The organism is Streptococcus mitis, assembly GCF_946190155.1.
GTDB classification, from domain to species: Bacteria; Bacillota; Bacilli; order Lactobacillales; family Streptococcaceae; genus Streptococcus; species Streptococcus mitis_CL.
The window spans coordinates 25324-49386 of the sequence record NZ_CAMHZL010000012.1 but is presented as its reverse complement, the minus strand read 5'-3'; the positions used below and the strand labels follow the sequence as shown (position 1 = coordinate 49386).

Here is a 24063-nt window from a genome sequence, read left to right as displayed (position 1 = left end):
TTCTAAATTTTTATTTCACAACAAGCTCATAGCGTGTCTTGCTTGTAAAGGTTTGACCTGCTTTGAGAATAACTTGGTCTTTGAGGTCGCTGTGAATGGCATCTGGTAAAGCCTGCGCTTCAAGGGCAATCCCATTGTGCTGTACCATTGGCTGACCTCCTATGATGACACTTTCATCCACAAAGTTTGCTGTGTAGACTACAAAGCAAGGAGCTTCTGTCTTGAAAAGCAGGAAGCGACCTGAATTTTGGTCATAAAGGAAATCAGCATTGTCATGACCTGCAGGAAGGGCAAATGGGTGATCCAAACCAGATACTAGCTGGATTTGTTCGTCTTCTTCTGCAAAGATATCCTTCAACAAGACACCATTATAAATGTGTTTCACTACATCACGATTGGCATCTGGAGTTTTGGCAGGAACACCATCGGGCGCAATTGGATAAATTCCCTCTGTGTTTAGTTGGAAGACATGGCGGTCAATTGTCTGTGTGAAATCACCAGACAAGTTGAAATAGCTGTGGTTGGTTGGATTGACCAGCGTATCCTGATCGGTTGTTACTTTATAGCTGATTTCATAGGCTCCAGTTTCTTCCAAGTGGTAACTGATCCAGATTTTGAGATTGCCAGGAAATCCTCCTGTCCCATCTGTACGTTCTGTGTAGAGGGTCAAGCCATGGTCGCTCACTTCAATTAGTTCAAACAAACTTGCATCCCAACCTGTTGAACCACTGTGATTGCAATTGCTTGCATTGTTGACTTCAAGATCATAAGTCTTACCATTAAGCTCAAAAGTCGCACCTGCAATACGTCCTGCTACAGGACCTACGCTAGCTCCATGTTTGGGGCTATTGCCTACATAGCTATCAAAATCATCAAAACCCAAGATAACATTGGCAAAATTTCCAGCCTTGTCAGGTGTGACATAGCGCAAGATGGTCGCACCATAAGTCATGACCTCAAGCTGGTAACCACCGTCCGTCTCAAAACGATAGGCTAAGACATCTTGTCCCTCAACATTTCCAAATACACGCTCTGTGTATGCTTTCATTCTCTTCTCCTTTTACTATTTCTCTCAAGCAAACAAACCATAGAAAGCGTACTGACAATCTATGGTTTATCTGATAATTTACAAACCCTCTTGTCAAGAATTCATAAACACTACCTTATACTCAATGAAAATCAAAGAGCAAACTAGGAAGCTAGCCGCAGGCTGTACTTGAGTACGGCAAGGCGAAGCTAACGTGGTTTGAATTTGATTTTCGAAGAGTATTACTTTTGATATTCGTGGATGATCACGCCTTGTACCACACGGTTTACTGTACCTGTAGGAGACGGTGTGTCAGGTTTATTTTCTACCTTGAGTGAAGTCAATAAGGCAAAGAGTTGGGCATAAACAATGTAAGGAAAGACACGGTAAATATCATTCAAGACACCGCCACAACCAAGGGCCACTTCTTTGACATTTTCAAGACCAAAGGCTTGATCACTCAAAAGTACAACACGACGAGCAATCTGATCACCAGCAACTTCACGAACCAAGTCCAAATCATACTTACGAGTGTAGTCTGTCGTTGTACCAAATACCAAAACAACCGTATCTTCGTTAATCAATGATTTTGGACCGTGACGGAATCCAACTGGGCTTTCATACATAGTCGCAACTTGACCAGCTGTCAATTCCAAAATCTTAAGCTGAGCTTCATGAGCAAGTCCAAAGTAAGGACCCGCACCAAGGTAGATGACTCGGTTAAAGTCTAAATCAACGAGCTCTTTGACATCTTCTGCATTGTCTAGAACTTTACGGGCAAGACTAGACACAACTTCAAAACGTTCAGCTTTCACAGCAAATTCTGTAGGATCAAAGACCAAGAGAGCTGTCAACATCATAGACGTAAAGCTAGAAGTCATAGCAAATCCAGCATCATTGGAAGCAGCTGGTTGCAAAAGCAAGAGATTGCGGTCATCTCCATGAGCTTGAAGAGCCAACTTACCGTCCGCCGCACAAGTAATCGTCACTTGATAAAGCTCATCCACCAAGGCTTTGGCCAAATCAACAGTCGCCACACTTTCAGGCGAATTTCCACTACGAGCAAAAGATACAAGGACAGTCGCCACATCTTTTTTCAAATAGGTTTCTGGATTGGCAACGATATCTGTTGTCGCAACAGCATTGAAATTCCATTTGCGTTCGTCATATACTTCCTTAAAGTAAGGTACCAAGGTATCTCCCACATAAGCAGAAGTCCCAGCACCTGTCAAGATAACCTTGATATAGTCATGTTTATCAGCAATTCCTTGTAGAAAGGCTGCAATTTCTTCACGCTTTGCTTGATAAGATTCAAAAGCTTCTTTCCATACATCAGGCTGTTGGTAGATTTCACGTGTAGTGATTTCTGCACCCAATTCAATCAAGTCTTCTTTTGTATAATGTAGCATTGAGTTCCTCTTTTTCTATTAAAGATGGGAATGGGAGTAAGCCCCATTCCCATGTATATTCTATATAAGATGCTCTAACGATTTTCACGTTATCACATCTTATACTCAATGAAAATCAAGGACCAAACTAGGAAACTAGCCGCAGGTTGCTCAAAACACTGTTTTGAGGTTGCAGATAGAACTGACGCAGTCAGTAACATATACCTACGGCAAGGCGACACTAGTATGGTTTAAAGAGATTTTCGAAGAGTATTATTCATCTTCGTCATCATCGAAGCCAGCTAACAGGTCATTAACTTTAACGATGCTTTCTGCAGCACGGTTCTTATAGTCCGCATCTGCGCCTGTAAGGCTCGCATTGATAAATTCAATCACCATTGGAAGATTCATCCCTGCGTAAAGTTCGATGTCACGACCTTCCATAATCAAACGGCTGACCACGTTACATGGTGTTCCACCGAGAAGATCCGCAAAGACTAAGAAATCATCCAATCCTTCAATAGCAGCTTCAAATTTTGCAGTAAAGTCTTCTGGACCATCTTCTGGAAGAAGAGCCACTGCATGAATATTGTCTTGTGGACCCATGATCATTTCAGTGCTACCTTTAAGTTCTTCACAGAATCGACCATGGCTCACCAAAATTAATGATTTCGTCATAAATTATGCACCCATTCCAAGCAAGAATTTACCGATGAATGAAAGACCTACTGCAAGAGCAATGATGATACCAATTGCTTTTGTAGAGTTCATACCTTTCTTACCAAGCAACCAGAAGATAAATGCAGTAAAGATTGCTGGAAGTAAGCGTGGGAAGATTGAGTTCAAGATGTCTTGGAAGTCAATCATCTTTTCACCGATTGGCAATTTATAAGAAACTTCAAAGTTGATCATTGTTGCTACAAGAGCACCCATCATGAAGACACCAAGTACAGATGCAGCGTCAATCAAAGCTGTCAAAGTACTTTGCATGTTGTTGATAAGGTTAACCCCTTCTTTGTAGGCAAATTCTAACTGTTTCCAACGGAAAATGTCATACACTACTGCAACTGCAATCCAGAGGAAGATACCCCATGGTTGGCCAGCGATAGCCATAGTTGCTGCGATAGATCCCATGATAGCAGGTACAAGTGAACCAAAGATAGTATCTCCAAGAGGAGCGAATGGTCCCATCAAACCTGTCTTGATACCGTTAACGGCATCTTTTGAACCTACACCATCTTTTTCTTCCATGGCAAGGTCAAAACCAGCGATGATTGTGTGGAAGAATGGTGAAGTATTGAAGAATTGAGTATGAACTTTCATCATTTCTTTCAATTCAGGAGTGCCATCCCCATACATTTTACGCAACTGAGGCAAGATCATGTAAAGGTAACCAGAAGCTTGCATACGTTCGTAGTTCCAACCCAATTGGAAAGTAAACAAGCTACGTTTGTTGATTTGATTAAAATCTTCTTTTGTAAGTTTGTAATTAGAATTCGTCATCTTCGATTTCCCCACTTTCTGATGGTGTAGAAGGTGCTACTACAGCTACTTTTTGGCTATTTTTGAAGTGAAGCACTGCTAGGAAGATACCTACGATAGAGATACCAATCATAGACAATCCTTTGAAGTTGTTCACGAAACCAATTTTTTCAGCAACATCTTTAGGTAGAGTACCGATGATACCTGCAACAGCGCCACCAAGACTTGTTACGTTTGAGTAAAGTACAGTCAACATAGCTGTCAAACCGAATCCCATAGCAAGGTAGTGAAGGTTACGTTTAACTGGAAGGTAACGAAGCAAGATTGCAAATCCAAGACCTGGAAGCATACGTCCTGCAAGTGTCAAACCGTCTGCAACCCATTTGTAGGCTTCAACGAAGTCTACCACTGATTGTACGAAGGCACCACCAAAAGCAAGGGCAAAGAAGACTGGAAGGGCACGAGATAGAGCCCAAGGAATCGCACCAAGCAAGTAGTTGCGTTCAATACCTTTATAGTCAAAGCGTTCGATTGCAGCATCCACACGGTGAGCGAAGAAAGTAGTTGTCATACGTCCAAGAACGTCGAAGTAAGTCAAGAGAGCTGCTACTGGCACAGCGATTGTTGTAATCGCCAGTGATGCATCAATTCCTTGTGAAACAGAGAAGGCTGTCGCAAGAACCGCACCAGAAGTTGCGTCGATACGAGAAGCACCACCGAAGGTACCAACCCCAAGAACGAACAGTTGCAAGTTACCACCGATAAGCAGACCAGTAGTCACATCTCCCATAATTAAACCAGTAATGAAACCAGCAAATACAGGGGAACCTGCAGATGAAACGATCGTCAACTCATCACAGATTTGATAAGCTGAGTACAAAGTGAGAAGTAAAATTTGCCACCATTGTATCATAACAATGACCTCCTAAAAATTTTTTCCTATTTTAATAAACTCAAAAAGTCTGAAACTGGATCATTTGGAACCATTTGAGCAGTTAATTTAACACCTTTTTCTGCTAGTTTGCGGAAATCTTCCACATCCTTGTCTACTACGTTAATAGAACGTGTGATAGAACGTGTTTCTGGTGTTTGAGACATATTTCCAACATTAAGGGTTTCAAGTGGTACACCTGCTTCGACCAAACCAAGGAAGCGGTCTGGTTTACGAGCCACGATAAAGAGACGTTGGCTATCATATTTTCCAGCAAGAATATTAGCTGCCGCTTTTTCAATTGGCAAAATACTCAATTTCACACCTGGTGGTGTCGCAAGTTTCAAACCACTCTTTTCAACATCGTTGTTGACAACTTCGTCATCTACAACCATAATACGTGAAACATTTAGTTTTCCAGCCCATAGATTGGCTACTTGTCCGTGGATCAAACGTCCATCGATACGGCATCCTACAATTGTCATAAATTTTCCCCCTTTATGTGTTTTAGTGTAGGTTTACGAGTTAAATAAATCTCTTCTTTATATTGTCCCTCTGTCTCAAAGATAATGATGCGGTTGGCACCTTCCTTAAGATAGCTATGAGGGATATAAAGCGAGAGGGTTGGGCCGACGTTCCAAAAACGTCCTAGGTTCTGCCCATTGACAAAGGCAACTCCCTTACCAAACTCAGACAAGTCTAGGTAGGTATCTTTTGGCGCTTCGACTGTAAAATCATAAGCATAAAAGGCTGGTTGCTTTTCTGTCCATCCTTTTGAAAAATCAATTTTCTCAGGATTGTCTAGTGGGAGTGGATAGTGTTTCCAGTTTAGTAAGAAGTGCAAATCCTTACAAACCCCTGTCCGAATTCCCTTACGTTGCGTATCCGCTAAGAACTTGTGTCCATAGTTGACACGCCCCATATTTTCTACCAAGATATCTAACCTAGATAGCGCTTTCTTTTTACCTTGATAAAAAATATCTTCCCCAATCTCTGTCTGATATTGGGTTTCGACCCACTGACCATCGACATAAAGCTGAGCTCTATCTCGACCGTCAATGATACGAAGTCTTTCTTCTTCTGCATCCCAGTTTGTTTCTGTTCGATAGAGTAGATAGCCATAGCTTTGTCCCAACTCCTCCATCTTTTTAGGATAGAGGCTTTCTACTGGACTTGACAAGCTATCCAAGGTTTCAAACAAGGAAACTTTTTCAACTAGTGGAATAGCATCCAACTCCATACTCTCTTTGTAGAGTGGTTCCAGCTGCGGATACTCTGGAAAATGTGTTGCCATCATCTTCTTGACTGCCAGATATTTGGCAGTTGGATTTCCTTCCTCATCTAGAAGGGCATCATAATCATAAGATGTAACTTGTGGTAGGTCCAAAGTCCCTCTAGCCGAGCAACCATTCATGAAGCCAAAGTTTGTACCACCGTGGAACATATAAAGATTGATGGAGCCTTGTTCCAAAACCTCTCGAACAGCTTCTGCCAATTCTTTGGGATCCCGTGTGATAATCGGTTCCTTCCAACGATTGAACCAGCCATCCCAGAACTCCATACACATGAGTGGCCATTTCTTGCCATGTTCATCAAAGAATTCCTGCATCTGTGAAAAATTGTACGGAGCTTTAGAACCAAAGTTTCCTGTTACAAAGAGGTCATCTTCGATTAAGGTTCCAGCTTTCAGAGTAGCTCTCCATGGACCATCTGATGTAAAGAGAGGACAGGTTACGCCACGCTCTTCCATCAACTGTCGAATTGCTCTCAGATAAGCCTTATCTTCTCCATAAGAACCATACTCATTTTCAACCTGCATCATGAGGATATTGCCACCCTTGTCCAACAAATGTGGCACCAACCGTGACAAGAGCTGATCATAGTAGCGACCGACAGCTTCAATATAAGCAGGATCTGAGGAACGAAGTCTCATATTCTTTGTTAAGAGCCAGGCTGGTAAGCCACCAAATTCCCACTCCGCACAGATGAAGGGCGAGGGACGAACGATAGCGTAGAGACCCAAATCTTGTGCTGTCTGGAGAAATCGCTCCAAATCCAGAGCTCCTTCAAAGTGAAACTCACCCTCACGAGGCTCGTGTAAATTCCAGGCCACATAAGTCTCTACTGTATTAAAACCAAGAGCCTTCAAGTTATAGAGCGAATGATACCAATCTTCTGGAGGAACCCTAAAATAATGAATGGCGCCAGATAAAATCTTAAATGATTTTCCATCGAGATAAAAATCATCTCGTATCTCAAATCGTGTCATGTTCTTACCTTCTGACAACTAAAGTTTACGCTTTCATTTGTTGATATAGTAAATATATCTCAATATCTTGCATTTGTCAATAGGTTTTCACGATTTTTTTCATTTTTCACTAAATTTTACACAAAAAACTTATAAAAATCTCGTAATCTATAGTCATAACAACATTTTAGCACCATGTATAAAAATGTAGATTTTTCTATTTATTCCTATGTAAATTAACCTTATAGCCTATTATTCTAATTTTTTTATTCAAAAGGCTACTATTCTTTCCAGTTTTATGGTAAAATCTTTAACGGAGAAGGAAAATCGAGGTGAAAATATGGCAATTCCAAAGTATCAATATATTAAATATGAGTTAAAGAACAAAATCATTTCTGGTCAATTTGCCAGTGGAGATAAATTCTACACTGAAGCTGAATTGATTGCAATGTATGATGTGAGTTCTATCACAGTTGTCCGCGCCTTAAACGACCTTGCCAAGGATGGCTATATTGTCCGTCAACAAGGAAAGGGTACATTCGTTTCACGCGCACGCAAACATAAACTCGTTGAGTTTTCAGATGTAGAAGTTTTTGAAACTAAAGATGATAAAGTTACCGTCCTTTCTATTGAGCGTGGAAACAAACTAAGCTACTTAGAAAAACTCGGACTACGCGGAGATCAGTTCTACTACAAGATTGAACGCGTACGCGAAACAGGTGGTGTTGTCTACATCTACCATACATCTTACATTCCAGAACAATACATCAACGCAAATTATCCAAATCTTGAATATTATAGCTCTATCTATAACCGTTTCAAATTGGATTACCACATTCACATGAATGATGAACATTTTGAAGAAATCAATGAAATAGCATTTCCAACTCCAGAACATGTGGCTTCGGTCCTCGGAGTCGATGAACAATTCCCAACCGTTTTACAAACCAAGACTACTAAACTAGAGTCTACTGGTCAAGTTCTCGCTTACAGCGAAACATATAAACGAGCAGATTACTACAAAATCAAATTCATTTCATGTGACCGTGATCACTAAGAAGAAAGCCTGAGCCTAAGCGCTTGGGCTTTTTCTATACTTATTATACCACATCAAAAAGATAGCGCTTACCTATTTTTGGAAGATTCTATAATTTGTGGAATATTTTATAGAAATAGAACCAAAAAGATTCTACTAGATATATATATGTATCTTTTCCGACCAATCTGAAATCTTAAGTTTAAATTTTATATTTTTTTATACTTATTATAGTTTTTTGTCATCTCCTCTTGACTCTCGTTAATATAAGAAATAAAATAAAGGTGTTGATTTATGTAAACGCTATCAATATAACAATGCAATCAGGAGGTTTTGCAATGAAACATGAAAAACAACAGCGTTTTTCTATCCGTAAATACGCTGTAGGAGCAGCTTCTGTTCTAATTGGATTCGCCTTCCAAGCACAGACTGTTACAGCCGATGGAGTTACTCCTACTACTACAGAAAACCAACCATCCATCCATACGGTTTCTGATTCCCCTCAATCATCCGAAAATCGGACTGAGGAAACACCTAAAGCAGAGCTTCAACCAGAAGCTCCAAAAACCGTAGAAACAGAAACTCCAGCTGCTGATAAGGTAGCTAGTCTTCCAAAAACAGAAGAAAAACCACAAGAGGAAGTTAGTTCAACTCCTAGTGATAAAGCAGAAGTGGTAACGCCAACTTCTGCTGAAAAAGAAACTGCTAATAAAAAGGCAGAAGAAGCTAGCCCTAAGAAAGAGGCTGATTCTAAAGAGTCAAATACAGACAAGACTGACAAGGATAAACCAGCTAAAAAAGATGAAGCGAAAGCAGAGGCTGACAAACCGGCAACAGAGGCAGGAAAGGAACGTGCTGCAACTGTAAATGAAAAACTAGCGAAAAAGAAAATTGTTTCTATTGATGCTGGACGTAAATATTTCTCACCAGAACAACTCAAGGAAATCATTGACAAAGCGAAACATTATGGCTACACTGATTTACACCTATTAGTCGGAAATGATGGACTCCGCTTCATGTTGGACGATATGAGCATCACAGCTAACGGCAAGACCTATGCGAGTGACGATGTCAAACGTGCCATTGAAAAAGGTACAAATGATTATTACAACGATCCAAACGGCAATCACTTAACAGAAAGTCAAATGACAGATCTGATTAACTATGCCAAAGATAAAGGCATCGGTCTCATTCCGACAGTAAATAGTCCTGGTCACATGGATGCTATTCTCAATGCCATGAAAGAATTGGGAATCCAAAACCCTAACTTTAGCTATTTTGGGAAGGAATCAGCTCGTACCGTAGATCTTGACAACGAACAAGCGGTCGCTTTTACAAAAGCCCTTATCGACAAGTATGCTGCTTATTTCGCGAAAAAGACTGAGATCTTCAACATCGGACTTGATGAATATGCCAATGACGCAACAAACGCTAAAGGTTGGAGCGTTCTTCAAGCTGATAAATACTATCCAAACGAAGGCTACCCTGTAAAAGGCTATGAAAAATTTATTGCCTACGCCAATGACCTAGCTCGTATTGTAAAATCGCACGGTCTAAAACCAATGGCCTTCAATGATGGTATCTACTACAATAGTGATACTAGCTTCGGAACTTTTGACAAAGATATCATCGTTTCAATGTGGACTGGTGGTTGGGGAGGTTACGACGTCGCTTCTTCTAAACTTCTAGTAGAAAAAGGTCACCAAATCCTAAACACTAACGATGCTTGGTACTACGTTCTTGGACGAAACGCTGATGGCCAAGGCTGGTACAATCTCGATCAGGGGCTCAATGGTATTAAAAACACACCAATCACTTCTGTACCAAAAACAGAAGGAGCTGATATCCCAATCATCGGTGGTATGGTAGCTGCTTGGGCTGACACTCCATCTGCACGTTATTCACCATCACGCCTCTTCAAACTCATGCGTCAATTCGCAAATTCTAACGCTGAATACTTCGCAGCTGATTATGAGTCTGCAGAAAAAGCACTTAACGAGGTACCAAAAGACCTTAACCGTTATACTGCAGAAAGCGTCGCAGCGGTTAACGAAGCGGCAAAAGTCATCCGTTCACTTGATAGCAACCTCAGCCGTGCCCAACAAGACACGATTGACCAAGCAATTGCAAAACTTCAAGAAGCAGTCAGCAATTTGACCTTCACACCAGAAGCTCAAAAAGAAGAAGATGCTAAACGTGAGGTTGAAAAACTTGCCAAAAACAAGGTAATCTCAATCGATGCTGGACGCAAATACTTTACTCTTGACCAACTCAAACGCATCGTAGATAAGGCCAGTGAGCTCGGATATTCTGATGTTCATCTCCTTCTAGGAAATGACGGACTTCGCTTCCTACTCGATGATATGACCATTACTGCCAACGGAAAAACCTATGCTAGTGATGACGTTAAAAAAGCTATTATCGAAGGAACTAAAGCTTACTACGACGATCCAAACGGCACTGCACTAACACAGGCAGAAGTGACAGAGCTTGTTAAATACGCTAAGGAAAAAGGTATTGGTCTGATTCCAGCTATTAATAGCCCAGGGCATATGGATGCTATGCTGGTTGCCATGGAAAAACTTGGCATCGCGAATCCTCAAGCAAACTTTGATAAAGTTTCAAAAACCACGATGGACCTTGAAAATCAAGAAGCCCTTAACTTTACCAAAGCCCTTATCGGTAAGTATATGGATTACTTTGCTGATAAATCAAAGATTTTCAACTATGGTACTGACGAATACGCTAACGACGCGACTAATGCTCAAGGCTGGTACTACCTCAAATGGTATCAACTCTATGGAAAATTTGCCGAATATGCCAACACCCTCGCTGCTATGGCCAAAGAGAGAGGTCTTCAACCAATGGCCTTCAACGATGGCTTCTATTATGAGGACAAAGACGATGTTCAGTTTGACAAAGATGTCTTGATTTCTTACTGGTCTAAAGGCTGGTGGGGCTACAACCTCGCATCACCTCAATACCTAGCAAGTAAGGGTTATAAGTTCTTGAATACCAACGGTGACTGGTACTACATTCTCGGTCAAAAACCAGAAGATGGTGGTGGTTTCCTCAAGAAAGCTATTGAGAATACTGGAAAAACACCATTCAATCAACTAGCTTCTACCAAATATCCTGAAGTAGACCTTCCAACAGTCGGAAGTATGCTTGCTATCTGGGCAGATAGACCAAGCGCTGAGTACAAGGAAGAAGAAATCTTTGAACTTATGACTGCCTTTGCAGACCACAACAAAGACTACTTCCGTGCTAATTATAATGCTCTCCGCGAAGAATTAGCTAAAATTCCTGAAAACTTAGAAGGATATAGCACAGAAAGCCTAGCTGCACTCAAGGCAGCAAAAGATGGACTGAACCTTAACCTCAACCGCAGCAAACAAGCTGAACTAGACGCACTAGTAGGTAAGCTCAAAGCTGCTCTTCAAGGCCTCAAACCAGCTGCAACTCATTCAGGAAGCCTGGATGAAAATGAAGTGGCTGCCAATGTTGAAACCAGTCCAGAACTCATCACAAGAACTGAAGAAATTCCATTTGAAGTTATCAAGAAAGAAAATCCTAACCTCCCAGCTGGTCAGGAAAATATTATTACAGCAGGAGTCAAAGGTGAACGAACTCATTACATCTCTGTACTCACTGAAAATGGAAAAACAACAGAAACAGTCCTTGATAGCCAGGTAACCAAAGAAGTTGTAAACCAAGTGGTTGAAGTCGGCGCTCCTGTAACTCACAAGGGTGATGAAAGTGGTCTTGCACCAACTACTGAGGTAAAACCTAGACTAGATGTTCAAGAGGAAGAAATTCCATTTACCACAGTGACTCGTGAAAATCCACTCTTACTCAAAGGAAAAACACAAGTCATTACTAAGGGCGTCAATGGACATCGTAGCAACTTCTACTCTGTGAGCACTGTTGATGGCAAGGAAGTGAAAACACTTGTAGATAGTCTTGTAACCAAAGAAGCAGTTACTCAAATTGTTGAAGTCGGAACTATGGTAACACATGTAGGTGATGAACATGATCTTGCTCCAGTTGCAGAAACAAAACCTAGACTGGATACCCAAGAAGAAGAAATTCCATTTACCACAGTGACTCGTGAAAATCCACTCTTGCTCAAAGGGAAAACACAAGTCATTACTAAAGGTGTCAACGGTCGCCGTACAAACTTCTACTCTGTGAGCACTTCTGCCGATGGTAAAGAAGTGAAAACACTAGTAAATAGTGTCGTAGCACAGGAAGCTGTTACTCAAATAGTCGAAGTCGGAACTATGGTAACACATGTAGGCGATGAAAACGGACAAGCCGCTATTGCTGAAGAAAAACCAAAACTAGAAATCCCAAGCCAACCAGCTCCAGCAACTGCTCCTGCTGAGGAAAACAAAGCTCTTCCTAAAGGTCCAGCTCCTGTGGCAACAGAGAAAAAACTTCCTGAAACAGGAAGTCACGATTCTGCAGGACTAGTAGTCGCAGGACTCATGGACTCACTAGCAGCCTATGGACTCACTAAAAGAAGACTAAGTCTTTTCGATAAAAAATAAACAGCGAGATCAAAGCTCGCTGTTTATTTTTTAATTAATCACCCAGTCCAAGACGGTCAAAGATATCATCCACTCGTTTAGTGTAGTAAAGAGGATTAAAGATTTCGTCGATTTCTTCTTGCGTGAGGCGCGATGTCACTTCTGGATCTGATTCAAGAAGAGGTTTAAAGTCTACTTGATTATCCCAAGAGTAGGCTGTTTTTGGTTGTACCAAGTCATAGGCTTGCTCACGGGTCATGCCTTTTTCAATCAAGGTCAGCATGGCACGTTGGCTGAAAATCAAACCAAATGTCGAGTTCATGTTGCGGATCATGTTTTCTGGAAAGACTGTCAAGTTTTTGACGATATTCCCAAAACGGTTGAGCATGTAGTCAATCAAGATGGTCGTATCTGGTGTGATGATACGCTCAGCTGATGAGTGTGAAATGTCACGTTCGTGCCAGAGAGCGACGTTTTCATAGGCTGTTACCATGTGACCACGGATAACACGCGCCAGACCTGTCATGTTCTCAGAACCGATAGGGTTGCGTTTGTGAGGCATTGCAGATGAACCTTTTTGCCCTTTAGCAAAGAATTCTTCCACTTCGCGTTGTTCTGATTTTTGCAAACCACGAATCTCAGTCGCCATACGCTCGATAGAAGTCGCGATGCTGGCAAGAACTGCAAAGTACTCAGCGTGAAGGTCACGAGGAAGCACCTGTGTAGAGATTTCTTGGGCACGGATACCCAATTTGTCGCAGACGTATTGCTCAACGAATGGTGGGATGTTGGCAAAGTTCCCAACCGCACCAGAAATCTTACCAGCTTCGACGCCAGCAGCCGCATGCTCGAAACGCTCGATGTTACGCTTCATTTCGCTGTACCAAGTCGCCAATTTCAGACCAAAGGTTGTAGGTTCAGCGTGCACACCGTGGGTACGACCCATCATGATGGTAAACTTGTGCTCCTTAGCCTTATCAGCGATGATGTTGGTGAAGTTTTCAAGGTCACGACGGATGATGTCGTTGGCCTGCTTATAAAGGTAACCGTAGGCCGTATCTACCACGTCGGTAGAGGTCAAACCATAGTGGACCCACTTGCGCTCTTCACCAAGAGTCTCAGAAACCGCACGTGTGAAGGCTACCACATCGTGGCGAGTCTCTTGCTCAATCTCCAAAATACGGTCGATGTCAAAGTCCGCTTTCTCGCGAATCAAAGCCACATCTTCCTTAGGGATTTCCCCCAACTCAGCCCATGCTTCGTCAGCCAAGATTTCCACCTCAAGCCAAGCACGGTATTTATTTTCTTCACTCCAAATGTTCGCCATTTCGGGGCGAGAATAACGGTTGATCATGTTGTTTCTCCTTAATTTAAGATCGTAAGTAATCATTCTTTATAACGTCAGAAGATACGATAATTCCAGGGAATTCATTTAAATCTACACCATCCAAAGAATACGGGAAAGGAAATAATATAAATTGTAAAGATTGTAGTTCAGCTAACCTAATAAGGCTTCTCAATTGGAAATTAGAAACTCCACGTATACAATAATTCTCTTTGTCAGGTACGTTATCATAATAATATTGAGCCATCTTTTTTGAATAAAATAACGGCAATGTTACATGTGAATCTTGTATATTTGGATATTGATAGAACGATCCTGTAACTTCTCCATTACGTTGTTCCAGCAACATCCAAAATGGTTCCCCTTGTACTTTCTCATCAGGTAAAAATCCTTTTTTAATTGTTCCAGCTACTATGTCTACTATTGTTGGCAGTTCGTCAACCGTCATCAATTTAATACCGTTTGATTCTGCAAAAACTTTTGTTCCTTCTTGAAAACCAACCTTTGAAATCATTATTCCAATTATATTACCCAATCCAACATCTTGTAGCTTTGTAGAAAAATCACGTATTTCCTTTATTGATACTCTATTTTTCCAATCTTTACATTCTATAGCTACTCTACACTCTATATTTAAATGTGTAAATTGGTAGTAAACATCAAATTCATTAGTTGCTCCACTCTGACCTTTAATGGTGACTTTTGTTGACACCAATGTATTTTCAAAATCATTCAATTCTAATAAACGAGAATATACATACTGAGCATAATCCTCTAATTTTTTTCCTGTATTAACCATAAATTTGTAAAATTATCTCCATCTCAGCCAACTAAAGTCAAAAATGATTTAACAATCTCTGTTAATTCAAAATGTTCTATTCCATCATCATCTAGATACTTTTCTTGCTCATGAATTTGGTCTATAGTCATTTTAGGCCAGTACTTTTTCAAAACTTCACTTTCTTTCGTCTGCTCTAATTTCATAACCTCTTCCTTCACATCGTTATAATCAGATATATGTACCTTACCACCGAAGATTTCTGGATGCAGATAATTTTCTGCTTCACGTTTTCGGGAGCAAAAGGCAATTCTACCGTGTTTTGTATTCTTATCAATAGTAGCAGTATTTTTCGTTTTATTAGCTGGAAACATTCTATCAGAATCTAAAAATATTCCAAAAGGAAGCCCAAACTGGTCAACTGTTTTCATTGTAATCCAAGATTTTAAATTATCACATCCACCGGTAGGTACTAATGCAATTTTTGCCTCCTTAAAAGTTTTATCTATTTCTCCACTTTCTTTTAAAACTTTACATAAATGTTCAAAGAAGATTATATCTGTTTTACCTTCTATTAGAATCAATGCCTTTGTTTCGTTAGAAATTGGATCTGGCAACACACCCAAAGTCTCTGTAATTTTCTGTAAAACTTCATCGCTTCCATTACTAACTTGTGATTTATCTGATTTTTCTACTAATCGAAGACTAGCAGTAGGTAATAATCCACCTAGAGCTGGAGTATGGGTTGTTAAGATTATTTGAGTATTTTCCTTGGATGCTAACTCAAGAAAAGCTTCTATGAGTAATTTTTGATGCGATGGATGTTGTGAAGTCTCTGGTTCTTCAAAAGCATAAATTATACTCTTATTTCTCTCTGCTTCTGATAATTTTCTTTCTGCTTCAGCTCGAAAGAAATTTAGGAGAATTAAACGACGAACACCACTTCCTCTTTTATTTATAGATATATCATTATCCGATTTTATTGATAACTTAAAAAGCGAATCAAACTTAGGCTCTGATTTAAACTCTGGAATTAGAGAAGCAGCCAAATCCTCATCCATCTCTTGCAACTTAGCTAATGTACGTCCTGCAGTTTCAATTGCTTTCCGTTGAACTTCACTTTTTATTTTATTAATCTCAGTTTGCAACTCTTGTAATGCTTGAGATACCGCAACAGACATAGGATCCGCAATTTCTTTATCAGAATCAGAACTACTTCGATCTGATTGAAACAAAGCATAAATTGGTAAAAAAGTCTCAATTACTCCATATACTTTTTTTGCATCCTCTTTTGTAACCTCTAATTCAACCTCTTTAATTATTAAATCTCTTTTAGAAGATAAAATCGCCTGTCGAATAGAAACATTACTTCTTTTATCGTATTTATCCTCATCTATACCTAAATCAACCGCACGCTTTTTTAGATCAGCTTGTTTTAACAATAACAGATCATTGTAGTTATCATCTATAGGATGATTACAAATAATTTTCGTCTCCGGTTTTGGTTTTGCAGATGAACATTTGAAAGTTTTTTTAATTTCTAAATCACCATTTGAATTCAAAAGATTTTCATCTTCCAAGCTAGTTTTAGAAGAAGCATCAACTACTATCTCATCTGGTAATTCATCAAAAATACATGTTATAAAAATAGAATCTGAATCCGCTCCAACAGATAAATCATCTCTCTCACAAACAACTAATTTGTTATTAAAAAAGATTTCTAATGCTTCCAAAATTGTTGATTTCCCTGCATCATTCTTACCTATAAAAGCTGTCAAATTATCAAAATCAACAATTGTTTCATCTTTATAACCGCGAAAATTTTTAATTTTTATTTGCTTAAGCCTCATAATCTGTTTTCTCCTCAAATTCTTCTTTTCCAATCCACACAGATGGGTAATGATCCAGTCTATTCAAATCTGTATCAAGTGGTAAATCATAAATTGCTAGATAATTTTCTGGATTTCGAACAACTAGTTCTTCATACTTTGCTTTCACTTTTTCGTGGTCACTACTAGCATACAAGACTTCGACGACCGCTCCAGTCTTATCTTTTTCAACAAATGCGTTGACTATTATTTGAATCATAAGAATTGATCAAGTCCGTAGCCCGTCTTCAGTTTAGAGGATACGGAACCCTTGTTCCTTTCTATAAATTTAATAGGTTAGGTTTACTTGCATCTCAAGAAGAAGCAGTAGCATTCTTCCAAGAGTTTCGTCCGAAGTCGATTGTATGAGAACAATTTCCTTCCTATATTCACTTTCATAAGCCTTCAATTCTACTGCTAATCATTCAAAATTTTGAACGCTTCACAAAATCGTTTAACAACAATATACTAATCACTTAATGATAGAGACATTTTTTCTTTAATTAACTTTCTGCAAGTTGACAAACATTCTTCCGATTTATTATATATTTCTCTGGGAGGTTCAATATAACCATCTGCTTGGGATTGTAGATATTTATCAAATTCTTCAGCTTCATCCGTCAATAATATGTAATATTTATAGTAGACCTCATCAAACTTTAAAAGCGGATTCAAGTCTTGTTTCTTCTTCGTTGAAGTTCCAATTTTAGATTCGACGACAGTTACTATGTTTCCAGCCACATATGCAAAATCTTGGTTTCATTACTCATACCTTCAAAAAAATTATCCATATATCACTACTCCCCAAATTCTCCCACACTATCTGGCGCATCACTAAACAAAGTCACATGCCCCATTTTGCGGTTGTGCTTTGCTTCTATTTTACCATACATGTGGAGGTGGGCGCTTGGATTTTCTGTGACATATTTTTCAGCAACCTCGACATGCTGGCCGAGAACATTGAGCATGACTGCTGGTGCATGTAGTTTGATAGCTGGTAATGGTGCTCCCAGAATACCCAAGATATGGGTATCAAACTGCGAGAAGTCACAGGCTTCGATTGAATAGTGGCCAGAGTTATGTGGTCGTGGGGCAATCTCATTGACAATGATGTCATCAGCAGTCGCAAACATTTCCACACAGAGGGTTCCAGACAACTTGAGCTGTTCTGCGATTTGCACTGCCATTGCTTTAGCCTTGTCTGCTAGACTTTCTGAAATGCGAGCTGGCACAATAGTTTTCGAAAGAATGTTGTTACGGTGGATATTTTCCTGAACTGGGAAAACCGTCACATCCTTGCCATTTCCTGATACGATGATAGAGATCTCAAGGTCGAAGTTGACAAATTCTTCCAAGACACAGTCTGCAGAATCAGCCAGTGCATAGGCTTCTTCCAAATCTGCTTCTGAGCGAATGACCTTTTGCCCATGCCCATCGTAGCCACCAGTCGCAGTCTTGAGGACATAGTTTTTGGACAGGTCAATCTCCGCCAAGTCTTGGCTAGAATTCACAACCTTGTAAGGTGCTACAGTGACTTGAGCCTTATTTGAGAGAAAGTCCTTTTCAAAAATCCGATTTTGGGAAATGCGAAGCAGGTCTGTCCCTTGAGGGAGTTGTCCATCCTTGATGACAGCATCCAAACCGTCAGCATCGACATTTTCAAACTCATAGGTGAGGACATCGCAACGCTCAGCCAACTGACGCAGAGCATCCACGTCATTATAAGGAGCCACGATAATTTCCGCCACACGAGAGGCTGGGCAATCAGCCGCAGGATCTAGCGCTATAACCTTGTGCCCCATGTAGATAGCAGAAATGGCCATCATCTGACCCAGCTGGCCGCCACCGATAATTCCGATTGTTTTAGATGAGCTCATTTGTAGACTCCTCTGCGATTTTTCCCTGTTCTTCAGCAAAATCTGCCAATGCTGTCGCGATAGCCTGATCTTCTACTGAAAGGAGACGGAGGGCGAAGAGAGCCGCATTTGTCGCACCAGCTTCCCCGATAGCCATTGTCGCAACAGGCACGCCCCCCGGCATCTGTACTATAGAGTAAAGTGAGTCCATGCCACTAAGAGTACGTGATTTGACGGGCACCCCAATGACAGGAAGTGTTGTTTTAGCAGCAACCATACCTGGCAAATGGGCTGCGCCACCTGCACCTGCGATGATGACCTTGATGCCACGGCTACGTGCTTCTTCAGCATGTCTGAACATAAGGTCTGGTGTGCGGTGGGCAGAAACAACTTTCTTTTCATAAGCTACATCGAATCGGTCTAGGACTTCGGCGGTTTTTTGCATAGTTCCCCAGTCAGATTTGGAGCCCATGATGATGGAAATTACTGGTTTCATAGTTAATATCCTTTTGCTTTCCTTTCTTTTTTCAATCACCTTAAGTTGTGAGGGACGGCAGCAACCACCAAAGGTGTCTCATGCCTAAATTGGAAGCCCAAGGTCTTCTAATTTCCCTGAACGATTGGATTGTCATCCAATCGTTCTTTCACAACGGCGGAGATTGTTCTATATTAGCTCGCTTTCGCTCGCCATTGACAAATTTAGTATCTGTTAATCTTTTATCGCCTTGCTTCCGATATCTGTTCGGTAAAAGAGGCCTTCTGTTTTTTGTTGGGAGAGTTCTTGGTAGATGGTTTCTTGGGCTTCTTTGACAGTATCTGCTGTGGTGACGAGCATATAGACTCGTCCGCCGTTTGAAAGCAGTGCTCTGCTATTTTCCGAAAACTTAGCCCCTGCATAGTAGGTGATGATGTCGCCTTCTGTCTTGGTTGGCAATTCAACACCCTTTTCATATTCTAGCGGGTAACCGTTGGATGCGACAACCACACCCAGAGTCACACCCTTGTCCGTCCAGGTAATGCTTGGCTCCTTGCCATCCAGAATATCTGTGATATTTTGGGCAAAATCAGAGGTTAATCGAGGTAGAATAATCTGAGTTTCAGGATCTCCAAAGCGAGCATTAAACTCGATAACCTTAGGTCCATCCGCTGTCAAGATAAGCCCCGCATAAAGAACACCCAGATAAGGACGACCTTCCTTAATCATCCCCTCTAGGACTGGCTTGACAATGGTGTCAACCGCTGTTTCAACTACACTCTGTGGCAAGTGAGGAACTGGTGCATAGGCACCCATCCCACCAGTGTTAGGGCCCTTGTCCCCGTCGTAGGCACGTTTGTGATCCTGAGCCGTTGGCATGATGTAGAACTTGTCACCATTGACAAAAGCAAAGAGTGAAAATTCCTCACCTTCAAGAAACTCCTCGATAACCACACGCGCACCTGAATCACCGAATTTATTGTCCAATAGCATCTCATGAGCTGCTTCGACTGCTTGCTCGACTGTCTCAGCAACGACAACACCTTTCCCAAGAGCCAAACCATCCGCCTTGACGACGATTGGAGCGCCTTTCTCCTCGATATAAACCTTAGCTGCCTCGAAATCTGAGAATGTGCCATAGGCTGCTGTCGGAACGCCGTATTTGACCATGATTTCCTTGGCAAAATCCTTGGACCACTCCAGCTCAGCTGCCAATCTTGTCGGACCAAAGGCTTTGAGACCAGCTGCATGGAAATCATCCACGATACCAGCTGCAAGGGCGTCATCTGGACCGATAAAGGTCCAAGCAATATCGTTGGTTTTTGCAAACTCAATCAATTCAGAATGTTCGGAAATAGAGATATTTACCAATTCCAAACCATCCAGAGTCATCCCATCATTCCCAGGAGCAACAAAAACCTTTTCTACCTCTTTTGACTCAAGCAACTTCTTAGCAATCGCATGTTCACGACCACCCGAACCGACAACTAACAGCTTCATTTCTCAACCTCTTTTGCGAATTATTTACTAATATTATACCACAAACGTTCGTTTTAATCTTGTTTAACTCCGCGTTTTTACGCAAAAAAAGGAAAGAAACTTTTTTCTTCCCTTTAACGTTCTTAATGTCTAAAATGTCTCACGCCTGTGAAGACCATGGTCAAGCCATATTTATCCGCAGCTTCGATAGACTCTTGGTCACGGACGGATCCACCTGGCTGGATGATGGCCTTGATGCCTGCTTTGGCGATTTCTTCCACATTATCCGCAAATGGGAAGAAGGCATCCGAAGCAAGTACAGCACCGTCAAGGCGGTCTTTGGCTTGGTCAATGGCAATACGAACAGAAGCCACACGGTTAGTCTGACCTGGACCAACACCCAGTGTCATGTGGTCATTGGTCACGATAATACCGTTTGATTTGACATACTTGATAGCCTTCCAAGCGAACTCAAGAGCAGTCGCTTCTGTCTCAGTTGGCTGGCGTTTTGTCACCACTTGCCAGTCAGCTGGGCTTTCTTTCACCACATCTTGATTTTGCACGAGAAGTCCACCGACCACACCAGTATATTCAGCTTCCACTTCACTCGCTTCTTGAGCGTCAAATGGCAAGGCAAGGATACGCAAGTTTTTCTTTTTATTGGTCAAAATAGCTAGCGCCTCATCCGTATAGCTAGGTGCGATGATAATCTCGAGGAAAACACCATGCATCTTCTCAGCTGTCACAGCATCCACCTCACGGTTGAGAACAACAATCCCACCAAAGATAGACACTGGATCAGACTCATAAGCGTAATCCCAAGCAGTTTCGATATCATCAGCTTGACCGATACCACATGGATTCATGTGTTTGAGAGCCACAACGGTTGGACGGTCTTTGAAGTCACGGATAATACGAATGGCCGCATCAGAATCACGGATATTATTGAATGACAATTCTTTCCCATTGAGTTGTTTGGCTGAAGCTATTGAGTAGTCAGTAGGCAAAGCTTTTTGGTAGAAGTCTGCATCTTGTTGAGGGTTCTCACCGTAACGCATGGCTTGCTTGAGGTCATAAGTCAAGGTCAGTTTTTCAGGTTTGCTTTCCCCAACTTGAGCTGTGAAGTATTCTGCAATCAAGGCATCGTAAGCTGCTGTGTGACGGAAAACCTTAGCCGCCAAACGTTGGCGCGTTTTGTAAGTCGTTTCACCATTGGCTGACAATTCGTTAAGCACCACATCATAGTCAACAGGGTCTACCACAACTGTTACGCTAGCATGATTTTTAGCCGCTGAACGAAGCATGGATGGCCCGCCGATATCGATGTTTTCAACTGCATCAGCGTAAGTCACATCTGGTTTGAGAATAGTCTCCTTGAATGGATAAAGATTGACCACAACAAGGTCGATCAATTCGATATTATTGTTCTTAGCCGCTTGAAGGTGGCTATCAAGGTCACGACGAGCAAGAAGACCACCGTGGATATTTGGATGAAGGGTCTTGACACGGCCATCCATCATCTCTGGAAAACCAGTCACATCATCGATGGCAATGGTCTTCACCCCAGCATTATCAAGGGCAACCTTGGTCCCACCTGTCGAGATAATCTCCCAACCAAGTTTTTTAAGTTCTTGGGCAAATTCAACAATGCCCGCTTTGTCTGAGACGCTGATTAAGGCGCGTTTAGTCATGTTTTTTCCTTTCATTTTCAAACTCTCTACCTACGAATTTCTCGATTCATAAAGTATAGGGAGACGATTACCAAGACTCCCAAAATTACTGTCAGTAAAAATCTCCCCCAATAGGGAATCTCTGGGAAGAAAAAATTTACCAGTAAACGTAGAATGATTACCAAGGTAATCAAGGCAAGTGTTTCCAACCATTTTTTCATTTACTTGTCCAACAATTCTCTAATAACTTCCGGATACAACTTGTACTCTGCATCATGAATCCGAGCTTCAAAACTGTCAATGGTATCATCAACCAACCGTGGTACACGCACTTGTTTGATAACCTTGCCTGTATCCACACCCGAATCTACCCAGTGAATGGTCACACCAGACTGATCCACGTCAGCATTCCAAGCATCCTCAATCCCATGAGCTCCTGGAAATTCTGGCAAATAGGCTGGATGAATGTTGATAATCCTGCCTTCATAAGTTGCCAGTAAGGTAGGCCCAACAATTTTCATGTAGCCTGCTAGACAAACCAAGTCAATCTGGTGTTCTTCCAAGAGTTCGACAAGGGCCGCTTCGTAGTCTGCCTTGCTCTCAAACTCCTTGAGTTCAAAAGCATAGGACAGAACGCCGAGCTTGTCTGCACGTTCGAACACATAGGCGTCACGATGGTCTGAAAAGACAAACTCTACTGGAAATTGTTCCGCTATCACCTGAAAATTTGAGCCATTACCAGAGGCAAAAACCGCTATTTTTTTCATTTGATGATGACACTTTCGTTTTCTTTCTTGACGATACGACCAATTTCATAGACTGGTTCATCCAACAATTCCTTGACACGACTTACATTTTCAGGGCTAACTGCCAGCATAAGCCCCACACCCATATTGAAGATTTCAAACATTTCCTCATGTTTGATCTGACCGTATTTTTCAAGGGCTTTGAAAATCGGTAAAACTGGAACCTTGTCTTCCTCAATCTCAGCTGCTAGGTCAGCTGCAAACATACGAGGGACATTTTCGATAAAGCCACCACCAGTGATGTGGGCAATGCCGTTGACCAACTCTTCCTTGATGAGTGGCAAAACAGCCTTGACATAGATACGAGTTGGCTCAAGAAGAACGTCCTTGAGTTGCTTGCCTTCCAATTCTGGAAGGACTTCCTCACCTGTGTAATCCGCAAAGACACGACGGACGAGAGAGTAACCATTGGAATGAATCCCACTTGAAGCAAGTCCAAGAAGAACATCTCCTTCTGTCACCTTTGAACCGTCAATGATTTGAGATTTTTCAGCCACACCGACCGCAAAACCAGCCAAGTCATAGTCATCTTCGCCGTACATGCCCGGCATTTCAGCCGTTTCCCCACCGATGAGGGCAGCACCAGCCTGCACACAGCCTTCTGCAACACCAGCGACTACTTGTTCTAGTTTAGCTGGTTCATTCTTCCCTGTCGCCACATAGTCGAGGAAATAGAGGGGCTCCGCACCTGCAGCGATGATATCATTGACACACATGGCCACACAGTCCTGACCAATCGTGTCATGCTTGTCGTACTTGATAGCCAGCATGAGCTTGGTTCCGACACCATCAGTCCCTGAAATCAAGACAGGTTCTTTGACACCTGTTTTCGAAAGGTCAAACATACCACCGAAACCACCAAGAGCTCCCATAACACCTGCACGCTCGGTACGAGCCACGTGCTTTTTAATCCGTTCAACAACTTCATAACCCGCTTCAACATCCACACCAGATTGAGCGTACGCATTTTTATTTGCCATTTTATTTTTCCTTTTCTTTTTTTGGGAAATACTAGTCAGGTCTCTAGCTTTGGTCCCATAGGAGAAAGCGTCTACTGACAAATGCTTTAGCTTTTAGTCAGTAGTGAGACGTGAAGCATAAGCATTTTTATTTGCCATTTTTATATTCCTTTTCTTTAATGG

General features: G+C 41.5%; 19 protein-coding genes and 1 pseudogene. 2 read left to right on the top strand and 18 right to left on the bottom strand.

What is annotated here, in order from left to right:
* Positions 1 to 10 precede the first annotated feature (10 nt).
* The 7 genes from N8O80_RS08880 to N8O80_RS08850 form a co-directional block, all read right to left on the bottom strand.
* Positions 11 to 1048 (bottom strand): aldose epimerase family protein, encoded by a 1038-nt coding sequence (locus N8O80_RS08880; RefSeq protein ID WP_261027974.1) that lies wholly within the window; start codon positions 1046 to 1048, stop codon positions 11 to 13.
* 221 nt (positions 1049 to 1269) lie between these two features.
* A complete protein-coding gene (locus N8O80_RS08875) occupies positions 1270 to 2436 on the bottom strand; it encodes an SIS domain-containing protein (protein WP_261027972.1) in 1167 nt (388 codons plus the stop codon).
* Between the two features lie 252 nt (positions 2437 to 2688).
* Positions 2689 to 3093 (bottom strand): PTS sugar transporter subunit IIA, encoded by a 405-nt coding sequence (locus N8O80_RS08870; protein ID WP_000167442.1) that lies wholly within the window; start codon positions 3091 to 3093, stop codon positions 2689 to 2691.
* A gap of 3 nt (positions 3094 to 3096) precedes the next feature.
* Positions 3097 to 3918, bottom strand: coding sequence for a PTS system mannose/fructose/sorbose family transporter subunit IID (locus tag N8O80_RS08865; RefSeq protein WP_049502319.1), 822 nt, complete (start codon positions 3916 to 3918; stop codon positions 3097 to 3099).
* A complete protein-coding gene (locus tag N8O80_RS08860) occupies positions 3905 to 4810 on the bottom strand; it encodes a PTS mannose/fructose/sorbose/N-acetylgalactosamine transporter subunit IIC (protein ID WP_049502320.1) in 906 nt (301 codons plus the stop codon). The genes N8O80_RS08865 and N8O80_RS08860 overlap by 14 nt, the downstream gene beginning before the upstream one ends.
* Before the next feature lie 26 nt (positions 4811 to 4836).
* The gene (locus N8O80_RS08855; protein ID WP_000156975.1) at positions 4837 to 5313 is read right to left on the bottom strand and encodes a PTS sugar transporter subunit IIB; all 477 of its coding nucleotides are present in this window, start codon (positions 5311 to 5313) and stop codon (positions 4837 to 4839) included.
* Positions 5310 to 7097, bottom strand: a complete 1788-nt coding sequence (locus N8O80_RS08850; RefSeq protein ID WP_261027968.1) for a glycoside hydrolase family 35 protein — start codon at positions 7095 to 7097, stop codon at positions 5310 to 5312. Before N8O80_RS08850 ends, N8O80_RS08855 begins: the two co-directional genes overlap by 4 nt.
* 319 nt (positions 7098 to 7416) lie before the next feature.
* Between N8O80_RS08850 and N8O80_RS08845 the strand changes: the two genes are divergently transcribed.
* On the top strand, positions 7417 to 8133 hold the full coding sequence (locus N8O80_RS08845) for a GntR family transcriptional regulator (protein ID WP_261027966.1): 717 nt from the start codon (positions 7417 to 7419) through the stop codon (positions 8131 to 8133).
* Between the two features lie 317 nt (positions 8134 to 8450).
* Positions 8451 to 12665 carry an LPXTG-anchored beta-N-acetylhexosaminidase StrH gene (gene strH, locus N8O80_RS08840; protein WP_261027964.1) on the top strand — a complete coding sequence of 1405 codons (4215 nt, stop codon included), beginning with the start codon at positions 8451 to 8453 and terminating at the stop codon, positions 12663 to 12665.
* A 34-nt stretch (positions 12666 to 12699) separates the two neighbouring features.
* Here strH and purB read toward each other — a convergent pair whose 3' ends face one another.
* The 11 genes and pseudogenes from purB to purM form a co-directional block, all read right to left on the bottom strand.
* The gene (gene purB / locus N8O80_RS08835; RefSeq protein WP_261027963.1) at positions 12700 to 13998 is read right to left on the bottom strand and encodes an adenylosuccinate lyase; all 1299 of its coding nucleotides are present in this window, start codon (positions 13996 to 13998) and stop codon (positions 12700 to 12702) included.
* 16 nt (positions 13999 to 14014) lie between these two features.
* Positions 14015 to 14788 (bottom strand): restriction endonuclease, encoded by a 774-nt coding sequence (locus N8O80_RS08830; RefSeq protein ID WP_261027962.1) that lies wholly within the window; start codon positions 14786 to 14788, stop codon positions 14015 to 14017.
* Positions 14789 to 14811: 23 nt separating this feature from the next.
* Entirely contained in the window at positions 14812 to 16617 is a 1806-nt protein-coding gene (locus tag N8O80_RS08825; protein WP_261027960.1) for an AAA family ATPase, read from the bottom strand.
* The gene (locus tag N8O80_RS08820) at positions 16607 to 16855 is read right to left on the bottom strand and encodes a phosphoribosylaminoimidazole carboxylase (RefSeq protein ID WP_261027958.1); all 249 of its coding nucleotides are present in this window, start codon (positions 16853 to 16855) and stop codon (positions 16607 to 16609) included. Before N8O80_RS08820 ends, N8O80_RS08825 begins: the two co-directional genes overlap by 11 nt.
* Positions 16856 to 17432: 577 nt before the next feature.
* On the bottom strand, positions 17433 to 18512 hold the full coding sequence (gene purK / locus N8O80_RS08815) for a 5-(carboxyamino)imidazole ribonucleotide synthase (protein ID WP_261027957.1): 1080 nt from the start codon (positions 18510 to 18512) through the stop codon (positions 17433 to 17435).
* Positions 18499 to 18987, bottom strand: coding sequence for a 5-(carboxyamino)imidazole ribonucleotide mutase (purE, locus tag N8O80_RS08810; protein ID WP_261027954.1), 489 nt, complete (start codon positions 18985 to 18987; stop codon positions 18499 to 18501). Before purE ends, purK begins: the two co-directional genes overlap by 14 nt.
* 35 nt (positions 18988 to 19022) lie before the next feature.
* Positions 19023 to 19139: pseudogene (locus tag N8O80_RS08805) on the bottom strand (phosphoribosylaminoimidazole carboxylase).
* A 61-nt stretch (positions 19140 to 19200) separates the two neighbouring features.
* Positions 19201 to 20466 carry a phosphoribosylamine--glycine ligase gene (gene purD, locus N8O80_RS08800; protein ID WP_261027952.1) on the bottom strand — a complete coding sequence of 422 codons (1266 nt, stop codon included), beginning with the start codon at positions 20464 to 20466 and terminating at the stop codon, positions 19201 to 19203.
* A 122-nt stretch (positions 20467 to 20588) separates the two neighbouring features.
* Positions 20589 to 22136 carry a bifunctional phosphoribosylaminoimidazolecarboxamide formyltransferase/IMP cyclohydrolase gene (gene purH / locus N8O80_RS08795; RefSeq protein WP_261027950.1) on the bottom strand — a complete coding sequence of 516 codons (1548 nt, stop codon included), beginning with the start codon at positions 22134 to 22136 and terminating at the stop codon, positions 20589 to 20591.
* Positions 22137 to 22336: 200 nt separating this feature from the next.
* Positions 22337 to 22882, bottom strand: a complete 546-nt coding sequence (gene purN / locus N8O80_RS08790) for a phosphoribosylglycinamide formyltransferase (protein ID WP_261027947.1) — start codon at positions 22880 to 22882, stop codon at positions 22337 to 22339.
* Positions 22879 to 23901: a phosphoribosylformylglycinamidine cyclo-ligase gene (purM, locus tag N8O80_RS08785; protein ID WP_261027945.1), complete on the bottom strand. Its 1023-nt coding sequence runs from the start codon at positions 23899 to 23901 to the stop codon at positions 22879 to 22881. The genes purN and purM overlap by 4 nt, the downstream gene beginning before the upstream one ends.
* Positions 23902 to 24063 lie beyond the last annotated feature (162 nt).

Coding starts and splice junctions, on each gene's coding strand:
- purN (WP_261027947.1), bottom strand. CDS start 22,882: ATGAAAAAAATAGCGGTTTTTGCCTCTGGTAATGGCTCAAATTTTCAG.
- purM (WP_261027945.1), bottom strand. CDS start 23,901: ATGGCAAATAAAAATGCGTACGCTCAATCTGGTGTGGATGTTGAAGCG.
- N8O80_RS08875 (WP_261027972.1), bottom strand. CDS start 2,436: ATGCTACATTATACAAAAGAAGACTTGATTGAATTGGGTGCAGAAATC.
- N8O80_RS08820 (WP_261027958.1), bottom strand. CDS start 16,855: ATGATTCAAATAATAGTCAACGCATTTGTTGAAAAAGATAAGACTGGA.
- purD (WP_261027952.1), bottom strand. CDS start 20,466: ATGAAGCTGTTAGTTGTCGGTTCGGGTGGTCGTGAACATGCGATTGCT.
- purK (WP_261027957.1), bottom strand. CDS start 18,512: ATGAGCTCATCTAAAACAATCGGAATTATCGGTGGCGGCCAGCTGGGT.
- purE (WP_261027954.1), bottom strand. CDS start 18,987: ATGAAACCAGTAATTTCCATCATCATGGGCTCCAAATCTGACTGGGGA.
- N8O80_RS08845 (WP_261027966.1), top strand. CDS start 7,417: ATGGCAATTCCAAAGTATCAATATATTAAATATGAGTTAAAGAACAAA.
- N8O80_RS08855 (WP_000156975.1), bottom strand. CDS start 5,313: ATGACAATTGTAGGATGCCGTATCGATGGACGTTTGATCCACGGACAA.
- strH (WP_261027964.1), top strand. CDS start 8,451: ATGAAACATGAAAAACAACAGCGTTTTTCTATCCGTAAATACGCTGTA.
- N8O80_RS08865 (WP_049502319.1), bottom strand. CDS start 3,918: ATGACGAATTCTAATTACAAACTTACAAAAGAAGATTTTAATCAAATC.
- N8O80_RS08825 (WP_261027960.1), bottom strand. CDS start 16,617: ATGAGGCTTAAGCAAATAAAAATTAAAAATTTTCGCGGTTATAAAGAT.
- N8O80_RS08850 (WP_261027968.1), bottom strand. CDS start 7,097: ATGACACGATTTGAGATACGAGATGATTTTTATCTCGATGGAAAATCA.
- purH (WP_261027950.1), bottom strand. CDS start 22,136: ATGACTAAACGCGCCTTAATCAGCGTCTCAGACAAAGCGGGCATTGTT.
- N8O80_RS08880 (WP_261027974.1), bottom strand. CDS start 1,048: ATGAAAGCATACACAGAGCGTGTATTTGGAAATGTTGAGGGACAAGAT.
- purB (WP_261027963.1), bottom strand. CDS start 13,998: ATGATCAACCGTTATTCTCGCCCCGAAATGGCGAACATTTGGAGTGAA.
- N8O80_RS08870 (WP_000167442.1), bottom strand. CDS start 3,093: ATGACGAAATCATTAATTTTGGTGAGCCATGGTCGATTCTGTGAAGAA.
- N8O80_RS08860 (WP_049502320.1), bottom strand. CDS start 4,810: ATGATACAATGGTGGCAAATTTTACTTCTCACTTTGTACTCAGCTTAT.
- N8O80_RS08830 (WP_261027962.1), bottom strand. CDS start 14,788: ATGGTTAATACAGGAAAAAAATTAGAGGATTATGCTCAGTATGTATAT.